Below are 18,458 nucleotides of genomic sequence, written 5' to 3'. Positions count from 1 at the left end.
ATGTTAAAAGATCAGGATCGCATCTTTACCAATCTCTACGGCCTCAAGGACAAGTCCCTGAAGGGCGTGATGGCGCGCGGCCATTGGGATGGCACCAAGCAGATCATCGAAAAGGGTCGTGACTGGATCATCAACGAGATGAAGGCTTCCGGCCTTCGCGGTCGCGGCGGCGCAGGCTTCCCGACGGGTCTCAAGTGGTCCTTCATGCCCAAGGAAAGCGACGGCCGTCCGCATTATCTCGTGGTCAACGCCGACGAATCCGAGCCCGGCACCTGCAAGGACCGCGAAATCCTGCGCAACGATCCGCATACGCTGATCGAAGGCTGCGTTATCGCCGGTTTCGCCATGGGTGCGCACACCGCCTATATCTACGTGCGCGGCGAATATATGCGCGAACGTGAGGCGCTTCAGGCCGCCATCGACGAATGTTACGATGCCGGCCTGCTCGGCAAGAACAACAAGAACGGCTGGGATTTCGACATCTACGTCCATCACGGCGCAGGTGCCTATATCTGCGGCGAAGAGACGGCCCTGCTCGAAAGCCTCGAGGGCAAGAAGGGCCAGCCGCGCCTGAAGCCGCCGTTCCCGGCCAATATGGGTCTTTACGGTTGCCCAACGACCGTCAACAACGTCGAATCCATCGCCGTTGCTCCGACCATTCTGCGCCGAGGTGCGGCATGGTTCTCGTCTATCGGCCGTCCGAACAATGTCGGCACCAAGCTGTTCATGGTCTCCGGCCATGTCGAGCGTCCATGCACCTTCGAAGATGCGCTGGGCCTGTCCTTCCGTGAGCTGATCGAACACCATTGCGGTGGCATTCGCGGCGGCTGGGACAATCTGCTTGGCGTCATCCCCGGCGGCGCATCCTGCCCCATCGTGCGCGGTGAGGACATGAAGGACGCCATCATGGACTTCGACGGCATGCGCGAAGTGAAGTCGTCCTTCGGCACCGGCGGCATGATCGTCATGGACAAGTCCACCGACGTCATCAAGGCGATCGCCCGCATCGCGGCGTTCTTTAAGCATGAAAGCTGCGGCCAGTGCACGCCGTGCCGTGAAGGCACCGGCTGGATGTGGCGCGTGCTGGAACGCATGGTGAAGGGCAACGCGCAGAAGCGCGAAATCGACATGCTGTTCGAAGTGACGAAGCAGATCGAAGGCCACACCATCTGTGCGCTCGGCGACGCCGCCGCATGGCCGGTACAGGCGCTGATCCGCAATTTCCGTCCGGAAATCGAAAAGCGCATCGACCAATATACCTACAGGGCCATGGATGATGGCGCTGTTCTGGAAGCTGCCGAATAAGCTTTCGCAGTTTGCATGCGGCGCGGGGATGATCCCGGCGCCGGAAAACCATGAAGCGCCTGACCGACGAGATGAAGTGTCGGGCGCGATTAAGGATTTGTTGCGGACCGTGTGAGAGACACGGGACGAACAGGCAACAGGACGTAAGTAGAACCATGGCAAAGCTCAAGGTTGACGGTAAAGAGATCGAGGTTCCGGATCATTTCACGCTGTTGCAGGCGTGCGAGGAGGCTGGTGCTGAAGTTCCGCGCTTTTGTTTTCATGAGCGCTTGTCGGTCGCGGGTAACTGCCGCATGTGTCTCATCGAGGTGAAGGGCGGACCGCCCAAGCCCGCCGCATCCTGCGCCATGGGCGTGCGCGACGTTCGGGGCGGCCCGAATGGCGAATTGCCTGAAGTTTTCACCAACACGCCGATGGTCAAGAAGGCCCGCGAAGGCGTGATGGAGTTCCTTCTCATCAACCACCCGCTCGATTGCCCAATCTGCGACCAGGGCGGCGAATGCGACCTGCAGGACCAGGCTATGGCCTTCGGTATCGCCGGTTCGCGTTACGCGGAAAACAAGCGTGCGGTTGAAGACAAATATATCGGCCCGCTCGTCAAGACGGTGATGAACCGCTGCATCCACTGCACCCGCTGCGTCCGTTTCACAACGGAAGTTGCCGGCATCGCCGAACTCGGCCTCATCGGCCGCGGCGAGGACGCTGAAATCACCACCTATCTCGAGCAGGCTATGACCTCCGAGCTTCAGGGCAACGTCGTCGATCTTTGCCCGGTCGGTGCGCTCACCTCCAAGCCCTTCGCTTTCACTGCCCGTCCGTGGGAACTGAACAAGACCGAAACCATCGACGTGATGGACGCTCTCGGTTCGGCAATCCGCGTCGATACCCGTGGCCGCGAAGTCATGCGCGTCATGCCGCGTGTCAACGAGGCAATCAACGAAGAGTGGATCTCCGACAAGAGCCGCTTCATCTGGGACGGCCTGAAGACGCAGCGTCTCGACCGCCCTTACGTCCGCAAGGATGGCCGCTTGCAGCCCGCAAGCTGGGGCGAAGCCTTCGGCGCTATCAAGCAGGCGGTTGCCGCAACCAGCGGCAGCAAGATCGGCGCGATTGCCGGTGACCTTGCTTCCGTCGAGGAAATGTTCGCGCTGAAGTCGCTTCTGGCGTCGCTCGGCTCGGCCAATGTCGATTGCCGTCAGGATGGCGCAGCGCTTGATCCGTCTTTGGGTCGCGCCAGCTACCTGTTCAATTCCACAATCGAAGGCATTGAGCACGCGGATGCGCTGCTGATCGTCGGCGCCAACCCGCGTTATGAAGCGGCCGTGCTCAATGCACGTATCCGCAAGCGCTGGCGTCGCGGTGGTTTCCCGATCGGCGTGATCGGCGAAGCCGGTGAGCTGCGCTACAACTACGAATATCTAGGCTCCGGCGCGGAAACGCTTTCCGATATCGCCAATGGCTCTCACAGTTTTATTGAGAAGCTGAAGTCCGCCAAGAACCCGCTGATCATCATCGGCCAGGGCGCTCTGGCACGCGCCGATGGTGCAGCCGTTCTCGCGGCCGCTGCGAAGCTTGCCGTTTCGGTTGGCGCAATCAGCGAAGAGTGGAACGGCTTCTCGGTGCTTCACACTGCCGCTGCCCGCGTCGGTGGTCTCGACATCGGCTTCGTGCCGGGCGAGGGCGGTGTTGCTGCTGCCGAAATGGTGACGTCCATGGACGTTCTCTTCCTGCTCGGCGCCGATGAAATCGACCTGTCGAACAAGGGCGCCAAGTTCACCGTCTACATCGGTAGCCACGGCGACCATGGCGCGATGAACGCCGACGTCATCCTTCCGGGTGCAGCCTACACCGAAAAACCCGGTATCTGGGTCAACACCGAAGGCCGCGTTCAGGTGGGCAACCGCGCCGGTTTCGCACCGGGCGAGGCCCGTGAAGACTGGGCGATCCTGCGTGCGCTTTCCGACGTGCTCGGCAAGAAGCTGCCGTTCGATTCGCTGTCGGCGCTGCGCGGCCAGCTTTATGTCGCGCATCCGCATCTGGCGGAAACCGATGAGATCGTTGCCGGCAACGGCGCGGATGTCGAGGCACTTGCCGCGCGCGCGGGCAGCCTCAATAAGTCTGCGTTTGCCTCGCCGGTAAAAGACTTTTATTTGACGAACCCGATTGCGCGCGCATCCGCCGTCATGGCCGAGTGTTCCGCATTGGCCCGCAACAATTTCCAGGCTGCGGCAGAGTAAGGGTAGGGGATTATGGAATCGTTTTTCTGGAGCTACGTCTGGCCCGCGCTGATCATGGTCGGCCAGTCCCTGCTGCTTCTCGTTTGCCTTCTGGTGGCCATCGCCTTCCTTCTGCTTGCCGACCGTAAGGTCTGGGCAGCCGTGCAGTTGCGCCGTGGTCCCAACGTCGTCGGCCCCTTTGGTCTGTTCCAGTCCTTCGCCGACCTTTTGAAATTCATCCTGAAGGAGCCCGTCATTCCGGCGGGCGCCAACAAGGCGGTCTTCCTTCTGGCGCCGCTGGTTGCCGTAACGCTGGCGCTCGCCACCTACGCGGTCATCCCCTTTGCCGATGGCTGGGTCGTTGCCAATATCAATGTCGGCATTCTCTACATTTTCGCGATTTCCTCGCTTGAAGTGTACGGCATCATCATGGGCGGCTGGGCTTCGAACTCGAAGTACCCGTTCCTCGGCGCGCTTCGTTCGGCGGCGCAGATGGTGTCCTACGAAGTGTCGATCGGCCTCGTCATCGTCGCCGTGCTTCTGTGCGTCGGCTCGCTCAACCTCACGGATATCGTTCTGGCGCAGCGTACCGGCCTCGGCACGATGATCGGTCTGCCGGCCTCGTTCCTCGACTGGCACTGGCTGTCGCTGTTCCCGATGTTCATCGTGTTCTTCATCTCGGGTCTTGCCGAAACCAACCGTCCGCCCTTCGACCTTCCGGAAGCGGAATCGGAACTGGTGGCCGGTCACATGGTCGAATATGGCTCGACGCCTTACATGATGTTCATGCTCGGCGAATATGCTGCGATCGTTCTGATCTGCTGCCTGACGACGATCCTGTTCCTTGGTGGATGGCTGCCGATCGTGGATGTGTGGTTCCTGAACTGGATTCCGGGCATTGTCTGGTTCGCGCTCAAGGGCTGCATGGTTTTCTTCATGATCGCTCTGGTGAAGGCCTTCGTTCCGCGTTACCGCTATGATCAGCTCATGCGCCTTGGCTGGAAGGTGTTCCTGCCGCTGTCGCTCGCCATGGTCGTTATTGTTGCATTCGTATTGAAGCTGACGGGGTGGGCCGGTTGATGTCCGTACTCCTCGCTCAGAAATCTGGAGTTTGAGATGGCAAGCCTTTCCCAAGCCGTCAATTCACTGTTCCTCAAGGAGTTCGTCGGTGCGATCTTCCTGACGATGCGCCACTTCTTCAAGCAGAAGGCCACGGTGAATTATCCTTTCGAAAAGGGCCCGGTGTCTCCGCGCTTCCGCGGCGAGCATGCGCTGCGCCGTTATCCGAACGGTGAAGAGCGCTGCATCGCCTGCAAGCTGTGTGAGGCGATCTGTCCCGCTCAGGCGATCACAATCGAAGCCGGTCCGCGCCGCAATGACGGCACCCGCCGCACGGTGCGTTACGACATCGACATGGTGAAGTGCATCTATTGCGGTTTCTGCCAGGAAGCCTGCCCGGTGGATGCCATCGTCGAAGGCCCGAACTTCGAATTCGCGACGGAAACCCGCGAGGAGCTCTATTTCGACAAGCAAAGGCTTCTCGACAATGGCGACCGCTGGGAGCGTGAAATTGCGCGCAACCTCGCACTGGATGCGCCTTACCGTTAAGGCGCAACCGTCTTTCCGGGGGAGACCCCGGGAAGCGAAGAAAGAGTAAAAGAGCCTGCACGGTTATCGCCGGCGGGGACGAAACGGGTAGAGCGCGCGATTGCGCGGTCTTTGCCCGGATGAGGACAAGAAGGCACCAACATGGGTCTGCACGCTGTATTCTTTTATATATTCGCTTTCGTCGCCGTGGCGTCTGCGTTCATGGTCATCGCATCGAAGAACCCTGTTCATTCGGTGCTGTTTCTGATTTTGACCTTCTTCAACGCAGCCGCGCTGTTCCTGCTGACGGGGGCCGAATTCCTCGCCATGATCCTGCTCGTCGTTTATGTCGGTGCGGTGGCGGTGCTCTTCCTCTTCGTCGTCATGATGCTGGATGTGGATTTTGCGGAGCTGCGCTCCGGCGTGCTGCAATATGCGCCGATCGGTGCGCTGATTGGTATCATTCTCGCGGCTGAACTGATCGTCGTGGTCGGCGGCAGCGTGCTCAACCCGCAGGCCGCCAAATCGATTACCATGCCGATCCCGTCACCGGCCGTGCGCACCAATACGGCCGCACTGGGCGACGTGCTCTATACCAATTACGTCTACTTCTTCCAGCTTGCCGGTCTCGTGCTGCTGGTGGCCATGATCGGCGCCATCGTGCTGACGCTGCGTCACCGCACCGACATCAAGCGGCAGAACATATCCACGCAGGTCGGCCGTGACCCGAAGACCGCCGTCACCACGGTCAAGGTCAAGCCGGGCCAGGGCATCTGAAGGCGCGAACGGATCCAAGGAAACAGAATATGGAAATCGGTCTTTCCCACTACCTGACGGTCAGCGCGATCCTCTTCACGATCGGCATCTTCGGTATCTTCCTCAACCGGAAGAACGTCATCGTCATCCTCATGTCGATCGAGCTCATCCTGTTGGCGGTCAACATCAACATGGTGGCGTTCTCGGCTTTCCTGAACGACATCGTCGGCCAGGTCTTCGCACTGTTCATTCTGACCGTCGCAGCCGCCGAAGCGGCCATCGGTCTTGCAATACTCGTTGTCTTCTACCGCAACCGCGGATCGATCGCTGTCGAAGACGTCAATATGATGAAGGGCTGATAAGGCTATGATCTACAAGGCTATCGTCTTTCTTCCCCTGATCGGCTTCCTGATTGCCGGCCTGTTTGGCCGGTCGATCGGCGCCAAGGCTTCGGAATATGTCACCACCGGTCTGATGATCGTGGTCGCCGTCCTGTCGTGGATCGTCTTCTTCTCCGTCGCGCTTGCCCATGGCGAGCCGGGCGAGGTGATCAAGGTCACCGTGCTGCGCTGGATCCAGTCCGGCGGCATCGACGTCGAGTGGGCGTTCCGCATCGATACCCTGACAGCCGTCATGTTCGTCGTCGTCAACACCGTCTCGACGCTGGTGCACCTCTATTCGATCGGGTACATGCACCACGATCCGCATCGTCCGCGCTTCTTTGCCTATCTTTCGCTGTTCACCTTCGCCATGCTGATGCTGGTCACCTCCGACAACCTGCTGCAGATGTTCTTCGGCTGGGAAGGCGTTGGTCTAGCGTCGTACCTGCTGATCGGTTTCTGGTTCAAGAAGCCTTCGGCGTCTGCTGCTGCCATGAAGGCGTTCATCGTCAACCGTGTTGGCGACTTCGGCTTCATTCTCGGCATATCAGGCGTCTTCGTGCTGTTCGGCTCGATCAATTTCGAGACCATCTTCGCTGCCGCCAGCACCTATCTGCCGGCTGAAGGTGCAGCTTCCACCGAAACCGTCATCAACCTGTTCGGCATGCAGCTGGACAAGGCCAATGCGATGACGGGCGTCTGCCTGCTGCTCTTCATGGGCGCCATGGGTAAGTCGGCGCAGTTCCTGCTGCACACCTGGCTGCCGGACGCGATGGAAGGCCCGACCCCTGTGTCCGCCCTCATTCACGCCGCAACAATGGTCACCGCCGGTGTCTTCCTGGTTGCCCGCATGTCGCCGCTGTTCGAATTGTCGCATGATGCGCTCACCGTCGTGACGCTGGTCGGCGCCATCACCGCCTTCTTCGCAGCGACCGTCGGTCTCGTGCAGAACGATATCAAGCGCGTGATTGCCTATTCGACCTGCTCGCAGCTCGGTTACATGTTCGTGGCACTTGGCGTTGGCGCTTATGGCGCGGCCGTGTTCCATCTCTTCACGCATGCCTTCTTCAAGGCACTGCTGTTCTTGTGCGCCGGTTCGGTTATCCATGCCGTCGATGGCGAGCAGGACATGCGTTACATGGGCGGCCTGCGCAAGCATATACCCATCACCTTCTGGACGATGACCGTCGGCACGCTTGCGCTGACAGGTGTGGGCATTCCGGGCACGATGATCGGCTTTGCCGGCTTCTTCTCGAAGGACGTCATCATCGAATCCGCTTATGCGTCCCACTCGGTGCTGTCGGGTTTCGCCTTCACGCTGCTGGTCATCGCGGCGCTGTTCACCAGCTTCTACTCCTGGCGTCTGGCGTTCATGACCTTCTTCGGAAAGCCGCGCGCTTCGGCTGACGTGATGCACCATGTGCATGAATCGCCGATGGTCATGCTGATCCCGCTCTTCATCCTCACCGTCGGCGCGATCTTCGCCGGTGTTGTCTTCGAAGGTTACTTCTTCGGCCATGAATATGCCGAGTTCTGGAAGGGTGCTCTCTTCACGCTTCCGGAAAATGAAATCCTTGACGAGTTCCACCATGTTCCGCTGTGGGTCAAGTGGAGCCCGTTCTTCGCCATGGCGCTTGGTTTTGTCACCGCATGGTACATGTATATCAAGTCGCCGGAGACGCCGAAGCGTCTGGCAGCGACCCATCGCGGCCTCTATCAGTTCCTCTTGAACAAGTGGTATTTCGACGAGCTTTACGACTTCCTCTTCGTGCGTTCCGCAAAGGCGCTTGGCCGCTTCCTGTGGAAGAAGGGCGACGTGGCCGTCATCGACCACTATGGACCGAACGGCATTGCAGCGCGTGTGGTTGACGTGACCAACCGCATGGTCCGCCTGCAATCCGGTTACCTTTATCACTATGCCTTTGCGATGCTGATCGGCATCGCGGCGCTTGTCACCTGGATGATGCTCGGGAGTGCGTTTTGATGACCGATTGGCCAATTCTTTCAACGGTCACCTTTCTGCCGCTCGTCGGCGTGGTGCTCTTGCTGCTGACCAATGAGAACGGCCCTTACGGTCGCCGCAACATTCTCAACGTCTCGCTGCTGACGACCGTTTTCACCTTCCTGGTTTCGCTGTTCGTCTGGATCGGCTTCGATAATTCGAACCCCGGTTTCCAGATGGTGGAAAAACACGCATGGTTCGGCAACATCGCCGCCTATCATCTGGGCGTCGATGGCATCTCCATGCTGTTCGTCATCCTCACCACCTTCCTCATGCCTTTCTGCGTGCTGGCAAGCTGGCAGTCGGTTGAAAAGCGCATCAAGGAATACATGATCGCCTTCCTGCTTCTGGAAGTTGTCATGATCGGCGTCTTCGTGGCGCTGGATACGGTTCTTTTCTACGTCTTCTTCGAAGCAACGCTGATCCCGATGTTCATCATCATCGGCGTCTGGGGCGGCAAGGATCGCGTCTACGCATCCTACAAGTTCTTCCTTTACACGCTGCTTGGCTCGGTTCTGACCATGCTCGCCATCATGGCGATGTACTGGCAGTCCGGCACAACAGACATGACCGAACTTCTGAAATACGGCTTCCCGGCCGGCATGCAGACGTGGCTATGGCTTGCCTGTTTTGCGGCCTTCTCGGTCAAGATGCCGATGTGGCCGGTACACACCTGGCTGCCGGATGCGCACGTGCAGGCGCCGACCGCAGGTTCCGTCATTCTGGCAGGCGTCATGCTGAAGCTTGGCGGTTACGGTTTCATCCGTTTCTCGCTGTCGATGTTCCCTTTGGCGTCGGACTATTTCGCACCCTTCGTCTTCACGCTGTCGGTTCTCGCCATCATCTACACCTCGCTGGTGGCGATGATGCAGGACGACATCAAGAAGCTGATCGCCTATTCCTCCGTCGCCCACATGGGTTACGTGACCATGGGCATCTTCGCAGCCAATGTGCAGGGCGTGCAGGGCGCAATCTTCCAGATGCTGTCGCACGGCATCGTGTCGGGCGCGCTCTTCCTCTGCGTCGGCGTTGTTTACGATCGGCTGCATACCCGTGAGATCTCGGCCTATGGCGGTCTCGTGAACAACATGCCGAAATATGCCGTCGCCTTCATGATCTTCACCATGGCCAATGTCGGTCTGCCCGGCACCTCCGGCTTCGTCGGTGAATTCCTGACGCTGATCGGCGTATTCCGCGCCAACACGCTGGTCGCGCTGTTTGCGGCAACCGGCGTCATCCTCTCGGCCGCTTACGCGCTGTGGCTCTACCGCCGCGTGATTTTCGGTGCGCTTGAGAAGGAAAGCCTGAAATCGATGCTCGATCTGTCGACCCGCGAAAAGGTCATCCTTTATCCGCTGGTTGCGCTGACGATCTTCTTCGGCGTCTATCCGGCTCCGGTTTTCGATGCGACAGCCGCTTCGGTCGATCTTCTGGTAAACAACTATACGGCTGCATTGCAGGCGGCGCAAAATGTTGCGCTTTCTATGAATTGACGACAGGACCCGTTGGACATGACCGCTGAAATTCTTTTTGCCAGTCTGCACATCGCGACGCCCGAGCTGATCCTTGCGGTCGGCGCGCTGGCGCTGCTCATGATTGGCGTCTTCTCGGGCGACAAGTCGACAACGACGGTCACGGGCCTCTCCGTGGCCCTGCTGCTCGTCGTCGGTCTCTGGATCGTCTTTGCGCCCGCTTCGGGTGTGGCTTTCGGCGGCGTTTACGTCGCCGATGCCTTCGGCAACTTCATGAAGGTGCTGGCGCTGATCGGCTCGATCACCGCCATGATCCTTTCTGTCGGCCAGAGCCGTTTCGAGCCGGTCGGCCGGTTCGAATATCCGGTGCTTCTGGTTCTGGCGACGCTCGGCATCCTGCTGATGATTTCGGCCAACAACCTGATCTCGCTCTATATGGCGCTGGAGCTGCAGTCGCTTGCGCTCTACGTCGTCTGCGCCATCAACCGGGAAAGCCTTCGCTCCACCGAAGCGGGCCTGAAATATTTCGTTCTCGGTGCGCTCTCCTCGGGCATGCTGCTTTACGGCATGTCGCTGGTTTACGGCTTTACCGGCAATACCGGCTTTACCGAAATCGCCCAGGTTCTGACGGCGGAGACCCGTTCGCTCGGCCTCGTCTTCGGTCTGGTTTTTGTTCTCGCCGGTCTGGCATTCAAGATTTCCGCCGTGCCGTTCCACATGTGGACGCCTGATGTTTATGAGGGTGCGCCGACACCGGTCACGGCCTTCCTGTCTGCCGCTCCCAAGATCGGCGCCATGGCGATCTTCGTTCGCATCGTTGTTGACGCTTTCCAGCCGGTCTTTGCCGACTGGCAGCAGATCGTCGTCTTCATCTCCATCGCTTCCATGCTGCTCGGCTCGTTCGCGGCAATCGGCCAGAAGAACATCAAGCGCCTGATGGCCTATTCTTCCATCGGTCACATGGGTTACGCGCTGGTTGGTCTTGCGGCGGGCACCGAGGCCGGTATCTCGGGCGTCATTCTCTACATGACCATCTACATGGTCATGACGCTCGGCACCTTCGCCTGCATTCTCTCCATGCGTCGCAAGGAAATCGGCAATGTCGAAAATGTCGAGGATCTGGCCGGGCTTTCGTCCACCAACCCCTTCATGGCAGTTGTTCTGACGATCCTGATGTTCTCGCTTGCCGGCATTCCGCCGCTCGCCGGCTTCTTCGGCAAGTACTACGTCTTCCTTGCTGCCATTGAAGCCAAACTCTATCCGCTTGCCGTCATCGGTGTGATCGGCTCGGTTGTCGGTGCGTATTATTATATCCGCGTCGTCAAGGTCATGTGGTTCGATGAAGCCAAGGGCAGCTTCGAGCGTCCAGCTGGCGAACTGAAAATCGTTTATGCGCTCTCTGGACTGTTCGTCGTCGCCTTCATCGTCTTCGGTGGTGCGCTCGGCAATGCAGTCACGGTTGCGGCAAAGACGTTCTTTTGAGCAATACGCACAAGCATACGGGCCGGATGTCCATCGATGACTTCCGGCACGAGGCGATGGCGGAAACGCCATCGACCAACATAGAATGTTTCGCCCGGGCAAGGGCAGGCGATGGCGGTAATCTGTGGATCACCGCCATCCGCCAGACTGGCGGACGCGGTCGCCGCGGCCGGCCTTGGGTGTCTGAACCAGGCAATCTCTACGCTTCGCTTCTTCTCATCGATCCCGCGCCAATGGACCGCATCGGTTCATTGCCGCTTGCCTTTGCGCTGGCCGTCTACCGCGCCATTCGCGCTGTGTTACCGACGGGTGGCGAACCGCTAGAGATAAAGTGGCCGAACGACGTGCTGATCGGGCGCCGGAAGACCTGCGGCATCCTGATGGAAGCCGAACTTCTGCCGGATGGACGCCGCGCCATCGTCATCGGCATCGGTATCAATATCGCCCACAAGCCTGAAAATCCGCTTTATCCCGTCACCATGCTGTCCGAACACGGGGCGTCGTGCTCCCCCGACGAGCTGTTCGCGCATCTCTTCCGCGAGACAGCGGATGTGCTGCAAAGCTGGGATGAGGGCAGGGGCGTTTCCGGTGTCATGGCCGGATGGCGGGCGGCTGCCTGCGGTATCGGCGAACATATCACCGTCAATTTTCCGGATCGCTCGATCGGCGGGCGTTTCGTTGGAATTGATGATAATGGTTATCTGCTGCTGGATGAGGATGAGGGCACAAGGCGCTCCATCGCCGCCGGCGACGTGTTTTTTGGATGAGGTGGACGGCGTGTCTTCAAGGACCCGCGCCGAACCTCTTCCCACAGGTTGGAGCTTTCTTGCTGCTCATGAAAAGCAGGGTGACAGACCGGCTCCGCATCGGCCCGGTCGATCAGATGATGTTTCATGTCCGATGCTGTTAAACGGGCGGCTGGGCGCGGCATATTGCCGTCGCCAGCGCGCTCTCGTGAGTGGATAAGAAGAACAATGACTAAACAGGACGAACTGGTATTTCTGCCGCTTGGCGGCGTCGGTGAAATCGGCATGAATCTGGCGCTGTACGGCTACGGTCCGGAAAGCAAGCGCCAATGGATCATGGTGGATTGCGGCGTTACCTTTGCCGGCCTCGATCTGCCTGGTGTCGATCTGGTTCTCCCCGATATCAGCTATATCGCCGAGCAGAAGAAGAACCTCAAAGGCATCATCATCACCCACGCCCATGAGGATCACTACGGCGCGCTGAACGATCTGTGGCCGGGCCTCAACGTGCCCGTCTATGCCTCGGGTTTCACCGCCGGAATGCTGGAGGCAAAGCGCGCCTACGAGGGCAGTCGTGCCGAAATTCCAATCACCCCGTTCAAGGCGGGTGATCGCATCAATGTCGGCCCGTTCGAAATCGAGGCCGTCGGCGTCAACCATTCGATCCCCGAACCGATGTCGCTGGTCATCCGCACGCCGCTTGGCAATGTCATCCACACGGGCGACTGGAAGATTGACGAGGCGCCGTCTCTCGGTCCGTTGACGGATGAGGCGCGTTTCCGCGCCATCGGCGAGGAGGGCGTGCTGGCGTTGATGTGCGACAGCACCAACTCGCTGCGCGACGGCGTATCGCCTTCGGAGCACGAAGTATCTGAGGGGCTGCGCCAGATCATTGAAAATGCCGAGGGTCGCGTGGCCATCACCACCTTCTCCTCCAATGTCGGCCGTATCCGCTCCATCGCGCAGGCTGCGGAAGCTGCCGGACGCGAAGTGCTGCTGCTCGGCTCGTCGCTGAAGCGCGTCGTCAACGTTTCGCAGGATCTCGGCATCATGGAAGGTATCAAGCCGTTCCTGGCTGAAGACGAATACGGCTATATTCCGCGCAACAAGGTGGTCGTCATTCTCACCGGTTCGCAGGGCGAGCCGCGGGCAGCCCTTGCCAAGCTTTCGCGCGATGAGATGCGTAATGTGGCGCTGGCTGCCGGTGATACGGTGGTATTTTCCTCGCGCGCCATTCCGGGCAACGAAAAGGCGATCATCGAGATCAAGAACGGCCTGATAGAGCAGGGCATCCATATCGTTACCGACAATGAGGCTTTGGTGCATGTCTCCGGCCATCCCCGCCGTAACGAACTTCTGAGGATGTACGAATGGACCAAGCCGCAAATCCTGGTGCCGGTGCATGGCGAGGCGGCGCATCTGGTCGCGCAGAAGGAACTGGCCGAACAGGCCGGCATTTCGCAGGTGCCGAAGGTTCGTAACGGCAACATTCTGCGTCTGGCGCCTGGTCCTGCGGAAGTCATCAACGACGCACCGCACGGCCGCGTCTTCAAGGACGGCAACCTCATCGGTGACCTCGACGAGATGGGGATCAGCAACCGCCGCAAGCTTTCCTTCGCCGGCCATGTCTCCGTCAATGTGCTGCTGGACAGCCGCTACGACTTCCTCGGAGATCCCGATGTCGTACCTTTTGGCCTGCCGGAATTCGATGATGAGGGCGAGGACATGGAAGATACGCTCTATGACGCCGTACTCGGCGCCGTGGAAAGCATCCCCCGTGCCCGCCGCAAGGACCTTGCGCTGCTGCGCGAGTCAGTGCGCCGCGCCGTACGCGCCGCTGCCAATCAGGCATGGGGCAAGAAGCCGATCGTGACGGTTTTCGTCACCAAGGTCTGAAACGGAAAATCCCGGGTTTTCAAACCGTAACGCCCCGTCATGTCCGGACCATCTCGGACATGACGCAATCGCCGTCCGCGATCGTTCACTCTCCTCTCTTGCAGCTTTTTACACATCTTGCAGGGAAGTGTTCCGGTTCGCGGATGAATGCGTTACAAGGGGCGCATCACGCAGGAGGACGTCATGCCGCTTCTTTCGGTCTTCGCCATTTATTTCATCGTCTGGTGGACGGTGCTTTTCGTTGTGCTGCCGATTGGCCTTCGCACCCAGGAGGAAGACGGCGATGTGGCGATCGGCACGGTTGCAAGCGCCCCGTCAAGGTTCAGGGGCGGGCGCATCGTGTTGTGGACAACGCTGATATCGGCTTTGATCTGCGGGCTCTGGTACGGCGTAACCTGGTGGTTCGGCGTCAGCATGGACGACCTTCCGAGAATTATCCCGGTTTTCGACTGAAGCACCTCAGCCACGCGCTAGGATTAAGCGCGCCGCAGAATTTTGCAGCGTGGCGGGCTTCGTGATGCGATTTAAGGCAACATAAGCCGTGCTGCCGTTTTATGAACGGTCGCCACAAGATGCGCCAGTGCTGTCACATGGATGTCATATCAGTCGTGCACACACCATTAGCGTTTCTGGCGGGCAATTCGCTGTCACAATTTTACCGGAATAAGCATTCGGGGTTGTGAACTTCGCCGGAATCAAAAAAAAACAAGGCATTTCAGCCTTGTTTTTCAGGTTTCGCGTGATCTGTAACCGTTACCGGGGCAGCGACAAGCGCGCCTAAGATCGAATCCTCCCAAGACTGACCGCGAAAACGGCAAGAATTTAGACTTCCTGCCTCTTTTGTGAGCTAAAGTTAGCCCAATCACCCATGCTTGTCATCTCATTTTTTGCATATTTGTTACAGTCGGCAAAAAATTCCCTGTGGTGCAATTTGTCGCACCGGATCAAGAATAATATTCCGGCCAAAGCGTTTTGACGCGAATTAGCTATCGCGAAAATGCCACGAAATCGCCTGGGCAGGTCTTTGCATGGCGGGTTTTCTTCTTGGTCAGAAACAGCTATGTACGGCGCCAATATCCCTCTATTCGGGGCGATTCCCGCGCCTTTGCGTGTTGTTGCCCATACCAATGGAAGTCGTCATGCGTCTCAGCCGTTATTTCATGCCCATCCTGAAGGAAAACCCCAAGGAAGCGGAGATTGTCTCCCATCGCCTCATGCTGCGTGCGGGCATGATCCGGCAGCAATCGGCTGGCATCTATTCCTGGCTACCGCTCGGCAAGCGCGTTCTGGACAAGGTCAACAGGATCATCCGCGAAGAGCAGGATCGCTCGGGCGCGATCGAGCTTCTGATGCCGACGCTGCAGACCGCTGAGCTGTGGCAGGAGAGCGGCCGTTATGACGATTACGGCAAGGAAATGCTGCGCATCAAGGACCGTCAGGACCGCCAGATGCTGTATGGCCCCACTAACGAGGAGATGATCACTGACATCTTCCGGTCCTATGTGAAATCCTACAAGAACCTGCCGCTGAACCTCTATCATATTCAGCTGAAGTTCCGCGACGAGGTGCGCCCCCGTTTCGGCACCATGCGCTCGCGCGAGTTTTTGATGAAGGATGCCTATTCCTTCGATCTGACCAAGGAAGACGCGATCCACTCCTATAACAAGATGTTCGTCGCTTACCTGCGCACCTTTGAGCGCCTTGGCCTGCGCGCCATTCCCATGCGTGCCGATACCGGCCCGATTGGCGGCAATCACAGCCACGAATTCATCATTCTGGCCGATACCGGCGAATCCGAAGTTTTCTGCCACAAGAGCTTCCTCGACCGCGCCATCCCCGCCGATGATACCAACTTCGACGACGTCGCAGCCCTTCAAGGCGTTTTCGACGAATGGACGGCCGACTATGCCGCCACCTCGGAAATGCACGACGAAGCTGCTTATGAGGCCATTCCCGATGGCGAGCGCCTTTCGGCGCGCGGCATCGAAGTCGGCCACATCTTCTATTTCGGCACCAAATATTCCGAGCCGATGGGCGCCAAGGTGCAGGGTGCTGATGGCAAGGAACACCCCGTTCACATGGGGTCCTACGGCATTGGCCCGACACGCCTTGTTCCCGCCATCATTGAAGCATCGCATGACGAAAACGGAATCATCTGGCCGGCTTCGGTCGCTCCTTTCGATGTCGTGATTATCAACATGAAGGCAGGTGACGCAGCCTGTGATGCGGCGTGCGAAAAGCTGTATTACTCGCTCTCCAATGCCGGCAAGGATGTTCTTTATGACGATACGGACGACCGCGCGGGCCAGAAGTTCGCGACTGCTGACCTGATCGGCGTGCCGATGCAGATCATCGTCGGCCCACGTTCGGCAGCGAACGGTGAAGTCGAGGTCAAGGATCGCAAGACCGGCGACCGTGAAACCGTCACAATCGAAGCGGCAATGAACAGGGTGCTTGGCTAAGCGCGAAATGGTGAAAGTGACGAGCGGTTTTCGCCTGAAATCCGCTCCAGCTTTATGAGATCAAGATCAGGGGTCGGTTTTTTGTGAAAACCGGCCTTTCAAGTTCAGATCAGGGAGACGACATGGCAAAAGCCGAGGCTGACAAGGGTGCGGCTCCTTCCGCCCGGGAAAGGACCGCCCGGCCGTTTTCTGCTTTCGAGCGCATGGTGGCCTGGCGCTATCTGCGGTCGCGGCGCAAGGAAGCGTTCATTTCCGTCATCGCCGGCTTTTCCTTCGTCGGCATCATGCTGGGCGTCGCGACGCTGATCATCGTCATGGCTGTCATGAACGGTTTTCGCACGGAGCTGATTTCGCGCATTCTCGGCATCAACGGCCATATGATCGTCCAGCCGATCGACCAGCCCTTCAACAATTACGATGAGCTGGCGAAGAAGTTCTCCGCCATTCCGGGCGTGACGATGGCCCTGCCGCTGGTAGAGGGGCAGACATTGGCCTCCGGTCGCGGTGGCGCCGGCTCCGGTGCGCTCGTGCGCGGCGTTCGCCAGGACGATATCGACAAGATCAAGGAAGTCGCCACTAACGTCAAGACCGGCGATCTCGTCGGCTTCATGGCGGGCGACGGGGTTCTGGTTGGCTCAAGGCTTGCCGCACAGCTTGGCGTGACGGCGGGTGACGATATCACCCTCATTTCGCCTGAAGGCGATGTGACGCCGATGGGTGTCAACCCGCGCGTCAAATCCTACAAGATTTCGGGCGTCTTCGAGATCGGCATGTCGGAATATGATGCGTCGATGATCTATATGCCGCTGTCCGAAGCCCAGCTTTATTTCAATGCCGAAGGCCTGGTGCAATCCATCGAGCTTTACGTCAGTCGCCCAGACAATGTCGACGGCATCCGCCCGCTGGTGGAGCAGGCAGCTGAGCGGCAGATCTATATCACCGACTGGAGACAGCGTAACCAGACCTTCTTTTCCGCCCTGCAGGTGGAAAGAAACGTGATGTTCATGATACTGACGCTCATCGTTCTGGTGGCGGCGCTCAACATCATTTCCGGCCTCATCATGCTGGTTAAGGACAAGGGCAGCGATATCGCCATTCTGCGCACCATGGGCGCCAGTTCCGGTGCCGTCATGCGTATCTTCTTCATGACGGGAGCTGCCATCGGTACCGTGGGCACATTCGCCGGTGTGGCACTTGGCGTCATCGTCTGCCTCAATGTGGAATCCATCCGGCAGTTCTTCTCCTGGGTGTCAGGCACGGTGCTGTTTGATCCGCAGCTCTATTTCCTCAGCCAGCTTCCGGCCGAAATGGATATCAGCGAGACCATTACCGTCGTCATCATGGCGCTGACGCTTTCTTTCCTGGCAACCATCTTTCCGGCATGGCGGGCTTCCAAGCTCGATCCGGTGCAGGCCCTGCGTTACGAATAAGGACCGCTTCACAATATGGCAAAAAAATCAGTGCTGCGGCTTACCGGCGTCGAGAGGACCTATGGTCAGGGCGAGACGTCGCTCTCCATTCTGCGCAAGGCCGATTTCGAGTTGAAGAGTGGTGAGATGGTGGCGCTTGTTGCCCCCTCGGGCACCGGCAAATCCACGCTGTTGCATCTCGCTGGGCTTCTCGAACATCCGGATGCTGGCGAGGTTTTCATCAATGACGCGCCGTGCAATGGTCTGCCGGATGAAAAGCGCACGGCGATCCGCCGCAGCGACATCGGTTTCGTCTACCAGTTCCATCATCTGCTGCCGGAGTTCACGGCGGTGGAGAATGTGATGATGCCGCAGCTCATCGCCGGTTTGACGCAGGGCGAGGCCCGCAAGCGTGCGAGCGCGCTGCTCGATTACATGCGCGTCGGCCATCGCGGCGAACATCGCCCGGCTGAGCTTTCCGGCGGTGAACAGCAACGTGTGGCGATTGCGCGTGCCGTTGCCAACGCACCGCTCCTGCTTCTCGCCGACGAGCCGACCGGCAATCTCGATCCCGAGACCGCGCATTACGTGTTCGACGCGCTGGAGGCGCTGGTGCGCCAGTCCGGCCTTGCCGCACTGATCGCCACCCATAATCACGAGCTTGCCAACCGCATGGACCGCCGCGTGACGCTTGCAGACGGCAAGATCGTAGACTTCTGATCGTGATGCAGTAAGGCGACCATAA

General features: G+C 58.9%; 15 protein-coding genes. All 15 read left to right on the top strand.

Going from position 1 to position 18,458, the window contains the following annotated elements; all coding sequences use genetic code 11:
- Window positions 1-1,305: an NADH-quinone oxidoreductase subunit NuoF gene (nuoF, locus tag T18_RS03135; protein ID WP_003502381.1), complete on the top strand. Its 1,305-nt coding sequence runs from the start codon at window positions 1-3 to the stop codon at window positions 1,303-1,305.
- Window positions 1,306-1,460: 155 nt separating this feature from the next.
- Window positions 1,461-3,542: an NADH-quinone oxidoreductase subunit NuoG gene (gene nuoG / locus T18_RS03130; protein WP_038490736.1), complete on the top strand. Its 2,082-nt coding sequence runs from the start codon at window positions 1,461-1,463 to the stop codon at window positions 3,540-3,542.
- Between the two features lie 12 nt (window positions 3,543-3,554).
- Window positions 3,555-4,601, top strand: a complete 1,047-nt coding sequence (gene nuoH / locus T18_RS03125) for an NADH-quinone oxidoreductase subunit NuoH (RefSeq protein WP_038490739.1) — start codon at window positions 3,555-3,557, stop codon at window positions 4,599-4,601.
- 36 nt (window positions 4,602-4,637) lie between these two features.
- Window positions 4,638-5,129 carry an NADH-quinone oxidoreductase subunit NuoI gene (gene nuoI / locus T18_RS03120; protein ID WP_003512679.1) on the top strand — a complete coding sequence of 164 codons (492 nt, stop codon included), beginning with the start codon at window positions 4,638-4,640 and terminating at the stop codon, window positions 5,127-5,129.
- A 141-nt stretch (window positions 5,130-5,270) separates the two neighbouring features.
- On the top strand, window positions 5,271-5,885 hold the full coding sequence (locus T18_RS03115) for an NADH-quinone oxidoreductase subunit J (RefSeq protein WP_003512680.1): 615 nt from the start codon (window positions 5,271-5,273) through the stop codon (window positions 5,883-5,885).
- A gap of 29 nt (window positions 5,886-5,914) precedes the next feature.
- Window positions 5,915-6,223: an NADH-quinone oxidoreductase subunit NuoK gene (nuoK, locus tag T18_RS03110; RefSeq protein ID WP_003496445.1), complete on the top strand. Its 309-nt coding sequence runs from the start codon at window positions 5,915-5,917 to the stop codon at window positions 6,221-6,223.
- 7 nt (window positions 6,224-6,230) lie between these two features.
- Window positions 6,231-8,228 (top strand): NADH-quinone oxidoreductase subunit L, encoded by a 1,998-nt coding sequence (gene nuoL / locus T18_RS03105; RefSeq protein ID WP_013635952.1) that lies wholly within the window; start codon window positions 6,231-6,233, stop codon window positions 8,226-8,228.
- On the top strand, window positions 8,228-9,739 hold the full coding sequence (locus T18_RS03100) for an NADH-quinone oxidoreductase subunit M (protein ID WP_013635953.1): 1,512 nt from the start codon (window positions 8,228-8,230) through the stop codon (window positions 9,737-9,739). Before nuoL ends, T18_RS03100 begins: the two co-directional genes overlap by 1 nt.
- Window positions 9,740-9,757: 18 nt before the next feature.
- Window positions 9,758-11,200 (top strand): NADH-quinone oxidoreductase subunit NuoN, encoded by a 1,443-nt coding sequence (gene nuoN / locus T18_RS03095; RefSeq protein WP_003512691.1) that lies wholly within the window; start codon window positions 9,758-9,760, stop codon window positions 11,198-11,200.
- 26 nt (window positions 11,201-11,226) lie between these two features.
- A complete protein-coding gene (locus tag T18_RS03090; RefSeq protein WP_025593259.1) occupies window positions 11,227-11,967 on the top strand; it encodes a biotin--[acetyl-CoA-carboxylase] ligase in 741 nt (246 codons plus the stop codon).
- Window positions 11,968-12,174: 207 nt separating this feature from the next.
- On the top strand, window positions 12,175-13,842 hold the full coding sequence (locus T18_RS03085) for a ribonuclease J (RefSeq protein WP_003512693.1): 1,668 nt from the start codon (window positions 12,175-12,177) through the stop codon (window positions 13,840-13,842).
- 147 nt (window positions 13,843-13,989) lie between these two features.
- Window positions 13,990-14,295, top strand: a complete 306-nt coding sequence (locus T18_RS03080) for a DUF1467 family protein (protein WP_003512694.1) — start codon at window positions 13,990-13,992, stop codon at window positions 14,293-14,295.
- 686 nt (window positions 14,296-14,981) lie between these two features.
- A complete protein-coding gene (proS, locus tag T18_RS03075) occupies window positions 14,982-16,304 on the top strand; it encodes a proline--tRNA ligase (protein WP_038492791.1) in 1,323 nt (440 codons plus the stop codon).
- Window positions 16,305-16,426: 122 nt separating this feature from the next.
- Window positions 16,427-17,734 carry a lipoprotein-releasing ABC transporter permease subunit gene (locus T18_RS03070; protein ID WP_003512696.1) on the top strand — a complete coding sequence of 436 codons (1,308 nt, stop codon included), beginning with the start codon at window positions 16,427-16,429 and terminating at the stop codon, window positions 17,732-17,734.
- 15 nt (window positions 17,735-17,749) lie between these two features.
- Window positions 17,750-18,433: an ABC transporter ATP-binding protein gene (locus T18_RS03065; RefSeq protein ID WP_013635957.1), complete on the top strand. Its 684-nt coding sequence runs from the start codon at window positions 17,750-17,752 to the stop codon at window positions 18,431-18,433.
- The last annotated feature ends 25 nt before the right edge of the window (window positions 18,434-18,458 follow it).

It is taken from the genome of Rhizobium sp. TBD182, from assembly GCF_001950375.1.
GTDB lineage: Bacteria > Pseudomonadota > Alphaproteobacteria > Rhizobiales > Rhizobiaceae > Agrobacterium > Agrobacterium tumefaciens.
Note: the sequence above shows the minus strand (reverse complement) of the source record. Positions and strands in the feature narration are given on the sequence as shown.

Bases quoted from the DNA above. Each gene is read 5' to 3' on its own strand.
- nuoI (WP_003512679.1), top strand. From the start codon at position 4,638: ATGGCAAGCCTTTCCCAAGCCGTCAATTCACTGTTCCTCAAGGAGTTC.
- T18_RS03100 (WP_013635953.1), top strand. From the start codon at position 8,228: ATGACCGATTGGCCAATTCTTTCAACGGTCACCTTTCTGCCGCTCGTC.
- T18_RS03085 (WP_003512693.1), top strand. From the start codon at position 12,175: ATGACTAAACAGGACGAACTGGTATTTCTGCCGCTTGGCGGCGTCGGT.
- T18_RS03090 (WP_025593259.1), top strand. From the start codon at position 11,227: ATGTCCATCGATGACTTCCGGCACGAGGCGATGGCGGAAACGCCATCG.
- nuoF (WP_003502381.1), top strand. From the start codon at position 1: ATGTTAAAAGATCAGGATCGCATCTTTACCAATCTCTACGGCCTCAAG.
- proS (WP_038492791.1), top strand. From the start codon at position 14,982: ATGCGTCTCAGCCGTTATTTCATGCCCATCCTGAAGGAAAACCCCAAG.
- nuoH (WP_038490739.1), top strand. From the start codon at position 3,555: ATGGAATCGTTTTTCTGGAGCTACGTCTGGCCCGCGCTGATCATGGTC.
- nuoG (WP_038490736.1), top strand. From the start codon at position 1,461: ATGGCAAAGCTCAAGGTTGACGGTAAAGAGATCGAGGTTCCGGATCAT.
- T18_RS03065 (WP_013635957.1), top strand. From the start codon at position 17,750: ATGGCAAAAAAATCAGTGCTGCGGCTTACCGGCGTCGAGAGGACCTAT.
- nuoL (WP_013635952.1), top strand. From the start codon at position 6,231: ATGATCTACAAGGCTATCGTCTTTCTTCCCCTGATCGGCTTCCTGATT.
- T18_RS03115 (WP_003512680.1), top strand. From the start codon at position 5,271: ATGGGTCTGCACGCTGTATTCTTTTATATATTCGCTTTCGTCGCCGTG.
- nuoN (WP_003512691.1), top strand. From the start codon at position 9,758: ATGACCGCTGAAATTCTTTTTGCCAGTCTGCACATCGCGACGCCCGAG.
- nuoK (WP_003496445.1), top strand. From the start codon at position 5,915: ATGGAAATCGGTCTTTCCCACTACCTGACGGTCAGCGCGATCCTCTTC.
- T18_RS03080 (WP_003512694.1), top strand. From the start codon at position 13,990: ATGCGTTACAAGGGGCGCATCACGCAGGAGGACGTCATGCCGCTTCTT.
- T18_RS03070 (WP_003512696.1), top strand. From the start codon at position 16,427: ATGGCAAAAGCCGAGGCTGACAAGGGTGCGGCTCCTTCCGCCCGGGAA.